The sequence below is a fragment of the Thermostichus sp. MS-CIW-15 genome (genome assembly GCF_054060575.1).
This window is the reverse complement of the sequence record NZ_JBSSDI010000002.1, coordinates 125,582-139,716: the sequence shown is the minus strand read 5'-3', so window position 1 is coordinate 139,716 and position 14,135 is coordinate 125,582. Positions and strand designations below refer to the sequence as shown.

Below are 14,135 nucleotides of genomic sequence, written 5' to 3'. Positions count from 1 at the left end.
CTCCGTCCCGCTAACGCGAATGGAAACAAGCAGAATGCTATCGCTGCATAGTTGAACAGTGATGTTCAGCAGTGTTCAGCGTAAATGTATCAGCGCCCTCAAACAAGCCTTCGACCAAATGCCGCCCATCGAGTGGAACCACTCAGACCCAGCGGATGCCGATCAAGAAGAGCTGATCGACTGAGGGGGGAGATTGGTAGGATAAGGTATCCCTGCTCAGCCCTTGGTATGTCAGCCCACACCTTTCAGGACTTGATCTTTCGCCTGCAGCAGTTTTGGGGGGAGCAAGGCTGCCTCATCCTGCAACCCTACGACCTGGAAAAAGGCGCCGGCACCATGAGCCCCCACACGTTTTTGCGCGCCCTGGGGCCGGATCCCTGGCGGGTGGCTTATGTGGAACCTTGTCGCCGCCCCACCGATGGGCGCTACGGCCAAAACCCCAACCGTCTGCAGCACTACTTTCAGTACCAGGTTCTGATCAAGCCCTCCCCCGACGACATCCAGGAGGTGTACCTGGAGAGCCTGCGGGCCCTGGGCATTGACCCGGCAGAACACGACATTCGCTTTGTGGAAGATGATTGGGAATCTCCCACCTTGGGGGCTTGGGGTGTGGGCTGGGAAGTGTGGCTAGATGGCATGGAAATAACCCAATTCACCTACTTCCAGCAAGTGGGCGGGCTGGATTGTCGCCCCGTTTCTGTGGAGATTACCTACGGCCTAGAGCGCCTGGCCATGTACCTACAGGGGGTGGACTCGGTTTTCGACCTCTGCTGGGGTGAGCACCCTTCCCTAGGCCGGATTACCTATGGGCAAATCTATTTCCAAAACGAGGTGGAGCAGTCCTACTACAACTTCGAGTATTCGGATCCCGAGATGCTGCTGGAGCTGTTCCGCCTCTACGAAGCTGAAGCCAAGCGCCTGATCGAAACCACACAGCAGAAGCTGCAAAAACAGGTGCTTCCCGATCGGCTGGCGGTGTCGCTGCTCCTGCCCGCCTACGACTATGTGCTCAAGTGCTCCCACACCTTCAACCTGCTCGATGCCCGCGGCGTCATTGCCGTAGCCGAGCGCACCCTCTACATTGGGCGCATCCGCAACCTGGCCCGACAATTGGCAGAGCTGTACGTTAGCCAAGCCGACCGCCCTGGATCCAGCTATGCCCTGCGGCAGCCGGAACCCACCCTGATCTCCAAAGGCGCCTGGGCTAATGGCTAGGGAAAAAGATCCCTGTTTTCGCTATGATGGGTGATCGGTATCAGCAGGCGCTGGCCTGCCGTGGCCACCCTTACCTTAGGATAATCGACACTCTCGTTTTCACCCTCTTTTCCTGACCAGTCCACCTTTATTCCGAGAAAAATCTTTATGTTTCGCCATCCCGTCACGCGGGTTTCCATCTTTATCGATGGGAACAATATGTTTTATGCTCAACAAAAAAATGGCTGGTTTTTCGACCCGCGCCGAGTCTTGGATTATTTTGTCAGGTCACAGCCCAACGTCGAGCTAGTCAACGCATTTTGGTACACCGGCATCAAGGATCCCAACGATCAAAGGGCCTTTCGAGATGCTCTGATCAGCTTGGGTTTTACGGTGCGCACCAAGATCCTTAAAGAGTATCGAGACGAAGACTCTGGCCGCTACTCCCAGAAGGCCAACCTGGATATCGAGATCGTCATCGATATGTTCAACACGGTTGGGCAATACGACAGGATCATCTTGTTTAGCGGCGATGGCGATTTTGAGCGGGCCGTTGAGCTGTTGCGCTCCAAAAACACTTTGATTACAGTCGTCTCCACTGAAGGAATGATCGCCCGCGAGCTGCGCAATGCCACCGATCGCTACATCGACCTCAACGACATTCGCCCCTACATCGAGAAGCTGGATAAGTAGGGCCGATCCCTCTACTCTCGAGCTGGCCCCACAGCTCCCCGGCGGAGTTGTCACAACCCACCTGAGGTCCTTCGGGTTTCTCCGCCTTGAGAGAAAGTCTGCTTGGTAAAATTGCTGCCACGCAAGCGACCCATCTGTTACACCGGCCATCGTCGGCGTTGCCGGGAAAAGCTGTCCCAGCCACTTTAACTTCTGGGCAACCTTGGCCCAGGCAGAGGGCCAAAGAGGCTAGCATTGTAAAAAATCTTTGCCCCAACCAGGTTTTTATGACCGACGTTCCCGTCTCCCGCATTCGCAACTTTTCCATCATCGCCCACATCGACCACGGTAAATCCACCCTGGCCGACCGGCTGCTGGAGGCGACCGGCACCGTTTCAGCCCGCGAGATGAAGCCGCAACTGTTGGACAACATGGAACTGGAACGGGAGCGGGGCATCACCATCAAGCTGCAGGCGGCCCGCATGAACTACCGCGCCCAAGACGGCCAAGACTATGTCCTCAACCTCATCGATACGCCGGGGCATGTGGACTTTACCTACGAAGTCTCCCGCTCCCTGGCCGCCTGCGAAGGGGCGCTGCTGGTGGTGGATGCCTCTCAAGGTGTGGAGGCGCAGACCCTGGCCAACGTCTATCTGGCCCTGGAGAACAACCTGGAGATCATCCCGGTCATTAACAAAATCGACCTGCCGGGGGCGGAGCCGGAGCGGGTGATCGCCGAGATCGAGCAGGTCATCGGCCTCGATTGCAGCGGAGCGATCTTGGCCTCTGCCAAGGTGGGTATTGGCATTCAAGAGATTCTGGAGGCCATTGTGCAGCGGGTGCCCCCGCCGCGGGATACAGTGGCGGATCCCTTGCGGGCCCTAATTTTCGATAGCTACTACGACTCCTACCGCGGCGTGATTGTCTATGTGCGCATCATGGATGGGGAGGTGAAGACGGGAGATAAGATCTGCTTCATGGCCTCCGGTCGGGAATACGAAATTACCGAGCTGGGGGTGATGCGCCCTCATCAAGAGTCCGTTGCGTCTCTCCATGCTGGGGAAGTGGGCTACATTGCCGCCGCCATTAAAAGTGTCGAGCACGCCCGTGTCGGGGATACCATCACACTTGTCCATCGCAAGGCCTCTGAGCCTCTGCCCGGCTACAAAGAAGCCAAGCCGATGGTCTTCTGCGGCCTCTTCCCCAGCAACTCCGATCAATACGCCGAACTCAAAGAAGCTCTGGAAAAACTGAAGCTCAACGATGCCGCCCTCTACTTTGAGCCGGAAGTTTCCCCTGCGATGGGCTTTGGCTTCCGCTGTGGTTTCTTGGGCCTGCTGCACATGGAGGTGGTGCAGGAACGCCTGGAGCGGGAATACAACCTGGATTTGGTGATCACCGCTCCGACGGTGGTGTATCAGGTTACCCTCAACGATGGCTCTGTGATTCGGGTAGACAATCCCAGCAAGCTGCCTCCCCCCAACGAGCGCACCAGCATTGAGGAGCCGATTGTGAGGGTAGAGGTGATTCTTCCTGAGGAATTTGTCGGTACCGTGATGGAGCTGTGCGAGACCAAACGCGGCACCTTTAAGGACATGAAATACCTGGCGCAGGGTCGAACTACGCTCGTGTATGAGCTACCGCTGGCAGAAGTGGTCACCGACTTTTTCGATCAACTGAAATCTCGCACCCGCGGCTACGCCAGTATGGATTACCAAATGGTGGGTTACCGCGCCGACGACCTGGTGCGCTTGGACATCCTCATCAACGGCGACGTGGTGGATTCTCTGTCCACCATTGTGCATCGGGACAAAGCCTTTTATGTGGGCCGGTCTTTGGTAGCCAAGCTGCGCGAGCTGATCCCACGCCACCAGTTTGAGGTGCCCATTCAAGCAGCAATTGGCTCTCGGGTGATAGCCCGCGAAACTATTCCTGCCCTGCGCAAAAATGTCCTGGCCAAGTGCTATGGGGGGGATGTGACCCGCAAGCGCAAGCTGTTGGAAAAACAAAAGGAGGGGAAAAAGCGCATGAAGGCGGTGGGAACCGTCGAGGTGCCCCAAGAGGCGTTTATGGCGGTGCTGAAGTTGCAAAATGACTAGCCCGGTCTTACGGCGGGAAGAGGTGTTGGCCTGGCTCCAGGAGCAGGTGCCCCCCCCTCGCCTTCGCCACATCTTGGGGGTAGAGGCGATGGCCCGGCAACTGGCAGCTCACTATGGGCTGGATGAGCAAAAAGCTGCTTGGGCAGGGCTGATGCACGACTTGGCCAAGTCCTTCCCCCCGGAGCAACTGCTGCAGAGCGTCGCTCAGGAGCGGGAGTTGGACGAGATCGAGCGGGCCGAGCCCCACCTTCTCCATGCCGAGGTGGGATCCCTGCTGGCACGGGAGCGATTTCAGGTGCAGGATGCGGAGATCTTGGCAGCCATCGCCAACCACACCCTGGGACGGCCCGGCATGGATCCGCTCAGTTGTGTGGTTTTTGTAGCCGATGCTCTGGAACCCAACCGCGGCAACAGTCCGGAGCTAGAACATCTGCGACGACTAGCTTTTGTAGATTTATCTAAAGCTGTGGTGGGGGTTTGCGATCTCAGCCTGAGATTTCTGCTAAACCGGTATCAGGTGATCCATCCACGCACACTCATGACTCGGAATCATTTTCTGCTGCATCCTTTGGGTAAAAAAGGTTCGGAGGAGATTGTGTCTCCAGTCAATTCAGTCGTTTCAGGAGGGTTTTAGTTGCTACAGTCCATGCCTGTCCGTGCCAGGGATCCCATCTATCGCATGGCGTTGAGCGCAGCTCGCGCAGCAGAAGAAAAAAAAGGCGGCGACATTGTCCTGCTGGATGTATCCCAAATTTCCACGTTGGCGGATTACTTCCTTTTGATCAGTGGCTACTCGCTTACGCAAGTACGGGCCATTGCCCGAGCAATCGAGGAAAAGGTTTGGGAGGAGTGGCAACAGAGTCCGCGCCGCATCGAAGGTCAAGAGTCAGGCTCTTGGATACTGATCGACTATGCCGATCTCATCGTCCATGTGTTCATGCAGGAGGAAAGAGACTATTACGACCTGGAATCTTTCTGGATCCAGGCTCAGCGAGTCGATTTGCCAATAGCAGGCTAGACATAGTTTTAGATCCTTAGATCTTGGCAGCTTTTCAGAGCTTGTAGCCAGGCGAAGAGTTGCTCCGCTTAGCTCTTCAAGTGGGTGTCTTTGCCAAACGAAAGTGTTAGCCGATCGTCAAGAAATGTGCAAACTTCTTAATAGTCCCATAACTTCCTACATAGTTACGTGTTAGCGTATTGGAGGAGGAGTAGCTGGGTAAGATCTTCTTCCCTCTTGCGGTTGAGTTTCTATAGTCTTTGTTAAATGGCCTACCCTGTCCTTCTCAAAAAGCCGATAATTTTTCGTTGGTACCGGATACCAGCGAAGAGATTTTCCGGCTGCTGATTGTTGGCTGCTTTCAGCGGCAGAGGGGAGGGCAAACGGGGCAAATAGAGGGAGCTAAGGATTGGCCGCAGGGGAGATCTTAGCAGACAAATCCACAACCTCTTCCCGCTGGTGGACTGGATCTGCCGCCGGCTCAGCTATCCGGCCTGTAGGCAAGAGTCCGAGGCAAAGAGCGGCGAAGGAGGAAAGGAGAAAGTTGCACTTTTTGTTTAATGCCTGTTTTAAGAGCGACGGGGATTTTTAGGAGGGACAAATGGAAAAGATGTTGGTTAATATCGTTGAGTACCTGGCTTTGGGAGAACTGGAAAATGTCCTCTGTACTGAGCACCCCCATCAGCAGGTTTTCCACGATGCCAGGGAGCGGGAAGCGCTGATGCAGCAGATCTTAAACCGGGTTCCTGCTGTTTATATGTGGCTGGCTGCCGATGAGTGTCCCAGCCGCGATCAGCTCAACCCTTCTGAGCTGGAATTGCTCCGCTCGGTAGTGCGGGAGGTGGTCAATCAAAAGCTGCAACAAGCTTCTTTTGGCGTTGATCCCTATGCGGGATCCATGTCGGAAGCCTTCTACGGGTAGAGGGAAGATGGGCTTAGGCTAGACTGCAAGAACGCTACCTTGCCCTGGTATGTTGCCCGTTTACTATTCTGAGACTTTTCTCCGCCACGACGCCGGGCCGTTTCACCCCGAGCGTCCGGCTCGCCTGCAGGCCATTGTCAAGGCGCTGCGCGGTGCCTCTTTCGCCGAGCATCTGGAATGGCGGGATCCCCCCTTGGCCGATCTTGCACAACTGGAGCGGGTACACCCGCGCTGGCACATTCAACGGGTGGCCGAGTTGGCTGCGGCAGGAGGGGGTCGCCTCGATGCCGATACCGCCGTTTCCCCAGCGAGCTTTGAGGCGGCGCGGCAGGCAGTTGGAGCCTGGATTGCTGCTTCGGCCTCGGTTTTGACCACGGCTCAGCCTGCTTTGGTGCTGTGTCGTCCGCCGGGGCATCACGCGGAGCCGGAACGGGCAATGGGGTTTTGTCTCTTCAGTAACGCCGCCATTGCCGCCCTCTGGGCCCTGGATCAGCCGGGGGTGAGGCGGGTAGCCATTTTCGATTGGGATGTGCACCACGGCAACGGCACGCAGGCGGTGGTGGAGCGTCACCCCCAACTGGCCTATGCCTCTATCCATCAGTTTCCCCTCTACCCTGGCACGGGCTTGGCCGAGGAAACCGGGATCCACGGCAACCTCTGCAACGTGCCTCTGCCTGCCAGGTCAGACTGGTCGGTCTACAAAAAAGCTCTCGATGAGAAGGTCTTGCCGTTTTTGCGGGCCTTCCAACCGGATTTGCTGCTGGTGAGCGCCGGCTTTGACTGTGCCAAAGGGGATCCCTTGGCCAGTATGCTGCTGGAGCCGGAAGACTTTGGCCGCATGGCCCACCTCTGCCTGGAGGAGGTGACCCGCAAGACCGTCTTCGGGTTAGAAGGGGGCTATGACCTGGAGAATCTGGCCCGCGGCTGGCTGAGCCTGGCCCAAGCTTGCCTGGAGAGCTAGCCCTTCCACTTCACCTTGGGCAGGATCTGCCGCACATCCACGCGGTCTTTGTACTTGAGGGCGAAGTTGAGCAGCGAGTCCAAAAGCGAGTCAGATAGGTAGTGGGGTTGTAGGCCCAGGTCTAGGAGCTTGGTATTTTTGGCGTTGTAGTAGTGCTCCTCCAGCTCGACACGGGGGTTTTCCAAGTAGTTGATTTCCACCTTCAGGCCCATGGCGGCTCCGGCCTTTTGCACCATCAGCGCCAGTTGCTCCACGCTAAATTGCTCGGTGAACTGGTTCATCACCCGGAACTGACCTGGCTCAGGAGGATTGGCGATGGCCAGCTCCACACAGCGCACCGTATCGCGGATATCCAGGAAGCCACGGGTTTGGCCCCCCTTGCCGTACACCGTCAGGGGGTGGCCCACTGCGGCTTGAACGCAAAAGCGGTTCAGGGCCGTGCCGAACACGCCATCGTAGTCGAGGCGGTTGATCAGCACCTCATCCATGCCGGTTTCTTCTGTTAACACGCCGTACACCACCCCTTGATTGAGGTCGGTAGCCCGCAGGCCCCAGACGCGGCAGGCGAAGTGGATGTTGTGGCTGTCGTGCACCTTGGAGAGGTGATACATGGAACCCGGCTGTTTGGGATAGGGCAGGGTATCCTTGCGGCCGTTGTGCTCGATGGTGATGTACCCCTCCTCGATGTCGATGTTGGGGGTGCCATACTCGCCCATGGTGCCCAGCTTCACCAGGTGGCAGTCGGGAAACTCCTCCTTGATGGCGTAGAGGATGTTCAGGGTGCCCACCACGTTGTTGACCTGGGTCATCACCGCATGTTCGCGGCTAATCATCGAGTAGGGAGCAGAGCGCTGCTCGCCAAAGTGGACGATGGCCTCCGGCTCAAAGCGACGCATGCAAGAAATGAGGGCCTCGTAGTTGGTGACGTCGCAAACGAAAATGGGAATATCCTTGCCGGTCAGCCCCTTCCAGCGATCCACCCGCTGCTCGAGCTGGGCAATGGGCGTCAGGGTAGAAACCCCTAGCTGCAGATCCCAGAGGCGGCGCACGTAGGAATCGAGAATGGCCACCTCATAGCCCCTGTTGGACAGGTGTAGGGCCGTTGCCCAGCCGCAGTATCCGTCACCACCAATAACCAGGACTTTCATCGGGGAAGCAAAATTCGGCTGCTCACGAATCTACCAAGTTATGGCACCGAAGACAAATACCCTGGGATCCCACTTTTAATCGCGGATTGGGCCGCCAGATTACTCGACCTGAGGAGGGTTGGCCAGGGTGTAGACGGTGGTCTCAGCAGCAATGGCACGGCGCAGGTGGGCGGGAACCTGGTAGAGTCCCAGGAGGGTGATGCCATCGATGAAGCGCAGCGCTCCGCGGTCGGGATCCAGGTGTTGGGCCAGGATCTGGTCGACCTGTTCGGGCTCCGGCCTGGAAGAGATGGGATCCTGGGCTGCCAGGGCAAACCCCAGCGGCCCGCCGTAGGTGGGGGCGTAGATAGCGTAGGGCTGCACAGCAGCAAACACCGTTTTCAAGGTGTGAACGATGCGAGTGTGCTGCCACAACTCCACTGGACCCGTCGGCCCAGCTTGGATGACAAAAGCCCCAGCGGTCTGCAACTTGGAGCGAACCTGGCGGAAAAACTCCTGGGTAAAGAGGCGGTAGGCCGGGCCGGCCTCAACGGGATCCGACAGATCGGAAAGGATCGCGTCCCAGATCGGCTCCGTCTGGCCAAGAAAGTCCAAGGCGTCGGCGATCACCACCTCTGCCCGCGGATCCGCAAAGGATCCTTGGTGCATTTCCGGCAGATGCTCTCGACAGGCTTCCACCACCTCCCCGTCGATATCCACCATCACCACTTGCTCCACCGAGCGCCAGCGCAGCACCTCCCGCAGCGTCGCCCCTTCCGCACCACCCAATATCAACACTCGCCGCGGGATCCCACCCGCCTGGACGACCTGCACCAGGGCCGGATGAACCAGAGCCTCGTGGTACAGGAATTCGTCCGCCGTGGTGGACTGCCAGTGGCCATCCAGCATCAGGCCCTTGCCATAGGCTCCCGTCTCGGCGATCAGCATCTCCTGAAAACGGGTTTTTCGGTAGGCCAGAATGCGCGTGATGGCACGGGCAGTGTAGTCCCAGGGGGTGAAGTACTCCTGCGCCCAGAAGAAGCTCTTTGGGGTGTTCATAGGACACCTGACAAAAAGTGGCGGGATCTCAGCGCCTTCGTCCGGCCGTTTCACAGCTTAGCGCTTCGGGAAAATCCGCCATCTCTTCAATGGGTGCCGCATCCGTGGTTCGGCGAGGTAGCTTGCGCAGCGAATACCGCCGCGCTTGAAACACCTGGATCAAGTATTCACAGGCTGCTTCGGGCCGCGTGTGGCGACCACAGGTGAACACATCCACCGCTGCATAGCCCGCTTCGGGCCAAGTGTGAATGGAGATATGGGATTCTCCCAAAAGGGCCAGAGCCGTGATCCCCTGTGGCTCAAACGGATGGCAAAGCTCGCCCAAGAGGGTGGAGTTGGAGCGTCTTGCTGCCTCCCGCAAGGCCTGTTGCACCAGGGAAACATCATCCAGAAGTTTGGCCGGGCAGTCGTAAAGCTCTAGGATGCAGTGGATCCCGATCAGAGCCAGAGACCTATCCCCTAATTGGCCAGATAGTGTGTGCAGCATACTATCCCCTAATTGGCCAGATAGACTACCGAAGCCGTGCGAACAAAAAGCACAGCTTTACCATCTTCTCATAGATGCAGCGGGATTACACCCCGCAACGGCTTTTTTCTTAACTGAGAATTAACCTTGACGTTGTCCGCAGCCCTGCCGGCTTGCTCCCACGCAGGGGGAGAGCGGCGATTCTTTCACAACTTGCAGTAGCTGCTGGCAGGCAACCCCCACTTGCTGTGCCACACCATCCTTTGCTGCTCTGCCCGATTTGCCTATCCAGTTGGCCAAGCCCGATATCTGCCCACCCCGCTGGCGGCATCTCGAACGTGGTGCAAGGGGAATTGCTCAGCAGTTCGGCTTCCTACCCAACGACCGGCTGACAGCGCCAAGGAGCGGGGATCCCTGGAAGAGTCCCCCTCTCAAAGCTCCCAGAGCGGTTAGTCTAGACTGTGGACAGTGACGTTCCTCTCAATCCGAGCAGAGGCTGTCGATGGACACCGCCGAGGCCCTCCAAGTTCTCAACCTGCCGCCGGATGCCAGCGAACGGGAGATCCGGAGGAAGTGGTTTCGAGAATATCAAACCCTCAGTGCCGCCCTCTTGGAGCTGGAGGACGAACGGCAAAGGCCCTTGCTGGAGGCGCAACTGGCACGGCTCAACGAGGCGCGGGATGTGTTGCTCGGCGGCGGATCCCAGGCTGAGAAGGAGTTGGCTTGGGCTAGCCCGGAAGACTTGCCTTCCCAGGTCATCGTGCTGCTTTACCAAGCCAATGGCCAAGAGGGGATCTGCACACGCCAGATCGGGGGGCAGGACATTGTCATTGCGTTTGAGAGCGCCTTTGGGGCGAAAAAATATGCCCAAAGGCTGGCCCAGCAGGGGCTGCCCAAGCCGCTGGCCGAGCGCTTTGATACTCAGGAGATCGTCGATTTTTGTCGCGAAGGGGGCTATGGGTTGATGGTGGTTCCAGCCAGCGAGGTGCTGGAGCCGCTGGAGGAGAGTACGGAAGCCGCGCGGAATTGGCAGGGCAAATCCTAACGGCCTGGACTTCAACCCAGATTGCGTTGCGAGGGTCTTCGATGATCACTGCCGAACCAATCTCTCTAGAGGAGTTTCGCCAGATCATGGATGCGGATCTGGAGGCTTGCTGTGAAGCATTTGGCCTGAGGGAAGGGTACCTGCGTCTGCAACAACAACAACTGCGCTTCTGGGTTATGCTGGCCCTCTGCCTGTTGGTGGTTGCCCTGGTGATCTTTTTGGGGATGCGGGATCCCGGCTATTGGCTACTGTATACAGTGGCCGTCGTGTTGCTGGCGGTGGTTTTGCTGGGGCTCCTCTGGGCCAGCTTGGAGCTGCAGCAGAGCCTGCGCCGCATTCGCCAGCGCTGGCAGGAGGCCCACCTCCTAAATAGCCCTCCCAAGATCATGGAGTTTGCCAGCGATCTCGCCCGCAAGGTAAAAGAGTACAACCGCTGGGTGCAAGAGCTCCAACAATCGCTGGAGGGGGGCCAGTATTGGCGAGATTTTCGCCAACTGAGCGAGGCCGAGCAGCGGTATATCCAGTCGCTCTTTTTGCAGGTGCGGGCCCAGTTGATCACGGCTTTGCAGATGTGCAGAGCCTTGATCGAAGACCCACGGGTTCCCGTAGAGCAGTACTTTAACCAGATGGTTGCCCGGGATCAGCAACTGCTGGAGCAATTTATCGCCAAAAACTTGACTGCCAACCGCTACGCAGCCATAGCTCGCGAGCTATCTGCCCTGGAAGCAGATCTGCAAACCCAGCTCAGAGCCCTGGGATCCCGGTGATAGTCTGGTGTCGATGCTCGGCAGCTTGTTCATGAGAAGCAGAGGCACCGCAACGCTGTACATCCTGCTGGGGCTGGGCCTGCTGGGGTGCGGGGATCCCAATGTGCCGCTGACCCAACCTCCCCCCGATGCTTTTCGGGTCAGCACCCCCCGTCCGCCGCGCTTGGATCTGTACCCCACCCCACCACCAACGCCCACCCCTACTCCCACACCGCCCCCCAGCCTGCTGGAGCTCACGGCCCGTTGGCTGGGGATCCCGTGGCCGCCGCAACGGCGCGAGATCAGCCCGGTGCGGTTGAGCGCCCGTTTCCTTGAGATCCCACTGCCGCCCAAGCCTCGCCCCTCACCCCAACCTTCCCCTAGCCCGGAAAGAGAGGAGAGAAAGGAGCAAGGTCGCGAGACCTAGTCCACACCGCTGGCCTCGGGGCATCTAGGCGCCCACCGTCACCGGCTCCGTCTCTCGCACGCGCAGCTTTTCGCAAGGGATGATATCCGTCAGGATGGAGCTGGCCATCATGCCCGTGTGGATCTCCAGTTTGGCTCCCAGCACTGCCTCAAACAGCAGCCGCTGCCCTGGGAAGACCACCCGCTCAAAGTACCAGTTCTCGATATTTGTGATGCGAACCACCTGAACGGAGCTGGTCGCGTTGATGTAGCTACAGGTTATTCGCTCTACTCGTTTTTTGTCGGGGATCGCATCAAGTGTTTGCATAATTAGATCACCAGCCCACTCTGCTCAGCCTATTATCTACCCTAACACCGCCTGGGGATCGCTGCAGTAGCCTTTGATACGGCGATCCCAACCAGCAAAAATGAATCCTGGAAAAGTAATTTCTGTATTTTATCTTACAGTTTTGATTTTTCAGAATGGCCCTTCAAATCAGGAGGGATTTGGATTGAAATTTCTCCCTGCGGCGAGGCAATTTCTCACAGAGAATCTCCGCAGAGCAGTAGTTAAGATTACATTTTGAGTCCCCTTGGGAGTTTGGGGATCACGGCTCGTGGAGGCTCGCTCCGGTCGTCGGCTTCGGCGAGGACTGGCGGGGATCCCAGTTCAGGCCCTCCACCCGCAGCTCCAGCGCCCCCGACTGACGCACCGGATTGTATTGCAAGCTAAATCCATAGGTGCGGCGGTCGTAACCCAGGCGATAGGTGGTATCCACCTGCTGGCCGGATTGGAGATCCAGTGTGGTTTCGGCCCCCACCCGCAGCGGGCCGTACAGTTGCTGTAAAAAGCCCAGAACAAGCTGCTCCCGCGTGGTGATGCGGTCGAACAAAAACGGCGAGGCCCCCGCCAAAAAGCCATTGGAGTAGGTCACCCTCAGGTTGGTGTAGTCGAAGGTATCGGCCACGAAAGCCCCGATTACCGCGTCGAGGCCAATGCTGCCGGCAGTATAGCTTTGGGCACGGCCATTGGAGTAGAACGACTGGCTGCTGCTGAGGCCGGTGTTGAGCCAGATTCCCTGTTCGATGGGCAAAGCGGAAAAGCGGGGTGGGGGATCTGCTGCCGTCTTGGGGGGCCGCCAAATGGGAAAGGAGCGGCTCACGGTTGCCCCCAGTTGCAGTCGGGTGAGCTGGATGCGGTCGGTGGTCTTGGCCAGGGCTAGATCGGGATCGGTGTCGATGTCGCCGAGTTGTCCTAGGGCGTCGATGGAGTCGGCGGCTATGCGGTAGCTGAAATTCAAGCCGGTGTCGCCGAGAAGGAGGGTGGGCGAGTTGTAGCTGACACCGAAGCGATTTTCCACGATCTGAAACCCCAGCCGCCCGCTGAAAAAACGCTCCCGATAAGCATAGGTGTAGGTGACTTGGCCGCCGTCGCCGGTGGTAACGCGGTGTTCGACCTGCGCCCGCAAGCGCCGAGCAAATTCCTCGAAGACGATCCCGCGCAGCTCGGCAAACAGCGAGGTTTGGGCATTGGCTTCCGGTTGCCGCCAACGAAAATCCGTCCGCAGCCCAACCCCATCGCGGATCCCTTGGAGGCTCCCCCAGAGGCGCTGCGGATACAGTTGGGGGGAGAGCACCAAGCTGAGGTTGGGATCCTGCAGCAGCTCGATGTTGGCTTGCAGGATCAGGCCGCGCCGCAGTTCTTCCCGGTCGAAGTCATCGTAAAAAAGGCTGACCGGAGGCTGACGGTTGAAGGAGTCAAGACGCAGCCGAATGGGCAGGGGCAAAAGAAAGACCTGGTCGAAAACCAGTTGCCCCGCCTCGGCCATCAGCAGGCTGGAACCATCCGGCTGCAGGGCGGAGGTCACTCGCGGGCTGCGAATCTCCAGCTCTGGCGGATCTAGCGGGTCGTTGGTCAACTGCACTTGCTCTCCTTCCCAGTTGTTGGCAGCGAAGCGGATGCGAACGGCGCGAAAGCGCACCAGCCGCTGCGGCGAGAGGGCCGCTGCCGGGGATCCGGCGGCCTGCAACTGGCCGATATCCACCTGCCCGAAGGCCTCTTCCAAAACTCCCTGCTCCCGCTCAAAGTCGTATTCCAGGCGGGATCCCTGGATGCGCTGCCGATGCAGCTCCACCGAGACATTGCCCTCGGCCACGGCTCGCCGCTGTTGCAGCTCGATGCGCAGGCGGTCTGCCCGCAGCACAGAGCGGCCCAGCCGCATCTCCACATTTCCTTCCGCCTGGAAAACCTGCGCCCGTTGGTCGAAGGTTTGGCGGTCGGAGCGCAGCCGTAACGTGCGATCCGCAAGGGTATCGGGGGCACTCGTATCCCCAGGCTGAGCGGCTGCCACCTGGTCTTTCTGGGCTGAGGCAGGAGCAGCCGTTGCCAGGCCAAACACCCCCAAGCAAAGCCAGAGCCACCAAAACCCTTTCATACTCCCC

16 protein-coding genes are annotated in these 14,135 nt (G+C 58.4%); 11 read left to right on the top strand and 5 right to left on the bottom strand.

Features of this window, described 5'->3' with window-relative positions:
* Positions 1-61: 61 nt before the first annotated feature.
* From ACVW0R_RS01440 to ACVW0R_RS01405, 8 genes are all read left to right on the top strand, one after another.
* On the top strand, positions 62-184 hold the full coding sequence (locus tag ACVW0R_RS01440; RefSeq protein ID WP_276307358.1) for a hypothetical protein: 123 nt from the start codon (positions 62-64) through the stop codon (positions 182-184).
* A 44-nt stretch (positions 185-228) separates the two neighbouring features.
* Positions 229-1,215, top strand: coding sequence for a glycine--tRNA ligase subunit alpha (glyQ, locus tag ACVW0R_RS01435; RefSeq protein WP_011429487.1), 987 nt, complete (start codon positions 229-231; stop codon positions 1,213-1,215).
* Positions 1,216-1,362: 147 nt separating this feature from the next.
* Entirely contained in the window at positions 1,363-1,887 is a 525-nt protein-coding gene (locus ACVW0R_RS01430; protein ID WP_011429486.1) for a low amplitude/bright protein LabA, read from the top strand.
* 266 nt (positions 1,888-2,153) lie between these two features.
* Complete coding sequence (gene lepA / locus ACVW0R_RS01425; protein ID WP_457501519.1) at positions 2,154-3,965, top strand: translation elongation factor 4; 1,812 nt, start codon at positions 2,154-2,156, stop codon at positions 3,963-3,965.
* Positions 3,958-4,599: a bis(5'-nucleosyl)-tetraphosphatase (symmetrical) YqeK gene (gene yqeK / locus ACVW0R_RS01420; protein ID WP_011429484.1), complete on the top strand. Its 642-nt coding sequence runs from the start codon at positions 3,958-3,960 to the stop codon at positions 4,597-4,599. The genes lepA and yqeK overlap by 8 nt, the downstream gene beginning before the upstream one ends.
* A gap of 12 nt (positions 4,600-4,611) precedes the next feature.
* Positions 4,612-4,983, top strand: coding sequence for a ribosome silencing factor (gene rsfS, locus ACVW0R_RS01415; RefSeq protein ID WP_041438093.1), 372 nt, complete (start codon positions 4,612-4,614; stop codon positions 4,981-4,983).
* Positions 4,984-5,563: 580 nt separating this feature from the next.
* Positions 5,564-5,884, top strand: coding sequence for a hypothetical protein (locus tag ACVW0R_RS01410; RefSeq protein WP_011429481.1), 321 nt, complete (start codon positions 5,564-5,566; stop codon positions 5,882-5,884).
* A gap of 49 nt (positions 5,885-5,933) precedes the next feature.
* Positions 5,934-6,845 carry a histone deacetylase family protein gene (locus ACVW0R_RS01405; protein ID WP_457501518.1) on the top strand — a complete coding sequence of 304 codons (912 nt, stop codon included), beginning with the start codon at positions 5,934-5,936 and terminating at the stop codon, positions 6,843-6,845.
* On the opposite strand, the gene ACVW0R_RS01400 is transcribed toward ACVW0R_RS01405, so the two are convergent.
* The 3 genes from ACVW0R_RS01400 to speD all read right to left on the bottom strand — a co-directional run bounded on the left by ACVW0R_RS01400 (position 6,842) and on the right by speD (position 9,518).
* Positions 6,842-7,993, bottom strand: a complete 1,152-nt coding sequence (locus ACVW0R_RS01400) for an NAD-dependent epimerase/dehydratase family protein (protein ID WP_011429479.1) — start codon at positions 7,991-7,993, stop codon at positions 6,842-6,844. The genes ACVW0R_RS01405 and ACVW0R_RS01400 overlap by 4 nt on opposite strands.
* Before the next feature lie 99 nt (positions 7,994-8,092).
* Positions 8,093-9,031, bottom strand: a complete 939-nt coding sequence (locus ACVW0R_RS01395) for a spermine/spermidine synthase domain-containing protein (RefSeq protein WP_011429478.1) — start codon at positions 9,029-9,031, stop codon at positions 8,093-8,095.
* Positions 9,032-9,059: 28 nt separating this feature from the next.
* Positions 9,060-9,518 (bottom strand): adenosylmethionine decarboxylase, encoded by a 459-nt coding sequence (gene speD / locus ACVW0R_RS01390; protein WP_099812417.1) that lies wholly within the window; start codon positions 9,516-9,518, stop codon positions 9,060-9,062.
* Between the two features lie 481 nt (positions 9,519-9,999).
* Here speD and ACVW0R_RS01385 point away from each other — a divergent pair, with 481 nt between their 5' ends.
* Genes ACVW0R_RS01385 through ACVW0R_RS01375 form a run of 3 tightly spaced genes read left to right on the top strand, consistent with a single transcriptional unit; the run spans position 10,000 to position 11,715 of the window.
* On the top strand, positions 10,000-10,542 hold the full coding sequence (locus ACVW0R_RS01385) for a DUF3110 domain-containing protein (protein ID WP_011429476.1): 543 nt from the start codon (positions 10,000-10,002) through the stop codon (positions 10,540-10,542).
* A gap of 41 nt (positions 10,543-10,583) precedes the next feature.
* Complete coding sequence (locus tag ACVW0R_RS01380) at positions 10,584-11,309, top strand: hypothetical protein (RefSeq protein ID WP_041438088.1); 726 nt, start codon at positions 10,584-10,586, stop codon at positions 11,307-11,309.
* 31 nt (positions 11,310-11,340) lie between these two features.
* Positions 11,341-11,715 carry a hypothetical protein gene (locus ACVW0R_RS01375; protein ID WP_011429474.1) on the top strand — a complete coding sequence of 125 codons (375 nt, stop codon included), beginning with the start codon at positions 11,341-11,343 and terminating at the stop codon, positions 11,713-11,715.
* A gap of 24 nt (positions 11,716-11,739) precedes the next feature.
* Here the strand turns inward: ACVW0R_RS01375 and ACVW0R_RS01370 are convergent, their stop codons facing one another.
* Entirely contained in the window at positions 11,740-12,021 is a 282-nt protein-coding gene (locus ACVW0R_RS01370; RefSeq protein ID WP_011429473.1) for a DUF1830 domain-containing protein, read from the bottom strand.
* Positions 12,022-12,301: 280 nt separating this feature from the next.
* Positions 12,302-14,128 (bottom strand): DUF3769 domain-containing protein, encoded by a 1,827-nt coding sequence (locus tag ACVW0R_RS01365; protein WP_457501517.1) that lies wholly within the window; start codon positions 14,126-14,128, stop codon positions 12,302-12,304.
* Positions 14,129-14,135 lie beyond the last annotated feature (7 nt).

Coding starts and splice junctions, on each gene's coding strand:
- ACVW0R_RS01440 (WP_276307358.1), top strand. CDS start 62: ATGTTCAGCAGTGTTCAGCGTAAATGTATCAGCGCCCTCAAACAAGCC.
- ACVW0R_RS01370 (WP_011429473.1), bottom strand. CDS start 12,021: ATGCAAACACTTGATGCGATCCCCGACAAAAAACGAGTAGAGCGAATA.
- speD (WP_099812417.1), bottom strand. CDS start 9,518: ATGCTGCACACACTATCTGGCCAATTAGGGGATAGGTCTCTGGCTCTG.
- lepA (WP_457501519.1), top strand. CDS start 2,154: ATGACCGACGTTCCCGTCTCCCGCATTCGCAACTTTTCCATCATCGCC.
- ACVW0R_RS01400 (WP_011429479.1), bottom strand. CDS start 7,993: ATGAAAGTCCTGGTTATTGGTGGTGACGGATACTGCGGCTGGGCAACG.
- ACVW0R_RS01385 (WP_011429476.1), top strand. CDS start 10,000: ATGGACACCGCCGAGGCCCTCCAAGTTCTCAACCTGCCGCCGGATGCC.
- ACVW0R_RS01375 (WP_011429474.1), top strand. CDS start 11,341: ATGAGAAGCAGAGGCACCGCAACGCTGTACATCCTGCTGGGGCTGGGC.
- ACVW0R_RS01405 (WP_457501518.1), top strand. CDS start 5,934: ATGTTGCCCGTTTACTATTCTGAGACTTTTCTCCGCCACGACGCCGGG.
- glyQ (WP_011429487.1), top strand. CDS start 229: ATGTCAGCCCACACCTTTCAGGACTTGATCTTTCGCCTGCAGCAGTTT.
- rsfS (WP_041438093.1), top strand. CDS start 4,612: ATGCCTGTCCGTGCCAGGGATCCCATCTATCGCATGGCGTTGAGCGCA.
- yqeK (WP_011429484.1), top strand. CDS start 3,958: ATGACTAGCCCGGTCTTACGGCGGGAAGAGGTGTTGGCCTGGCTCCAG.
- ACVW0R_RS01380 (WP_041438088.1), top strand. CDS start 10,584: ATGATCACTGCCGAACCAATCTCTCTAGAGGAGTTTCGCCAGATCATG.
- ACVW0R_RS01365 (WP_457501517.1), bottom strand. CDS start 14,128: ATGAAAGGGTTTTGGTGGCTCTGGCTTTGCTTGGGGGTGTTTGGCCTG.
- ACVW0R_RS01410 (WP_011429481.1), top strand. CDS start 5,564: ATGGAAAAGATGTTGGTTAATATCGTTGAGTACCTGGCTTTGGGAGAA.
- ACVW0R_RS01430 (WP_011429486.1), top strand. CDS start 1,363: ATGTTTCGCCATCCCGTCACGCGGGTTTCCATCTTTATCGATGGGAAC.
- ACVW0R_RS01395 (WP_011429478.1), bottom strand. CDS start 9,031: ATGAACACCCCAAAGAGCTTCTTCTGGGCGCAGGAGTACTTCACCCCC.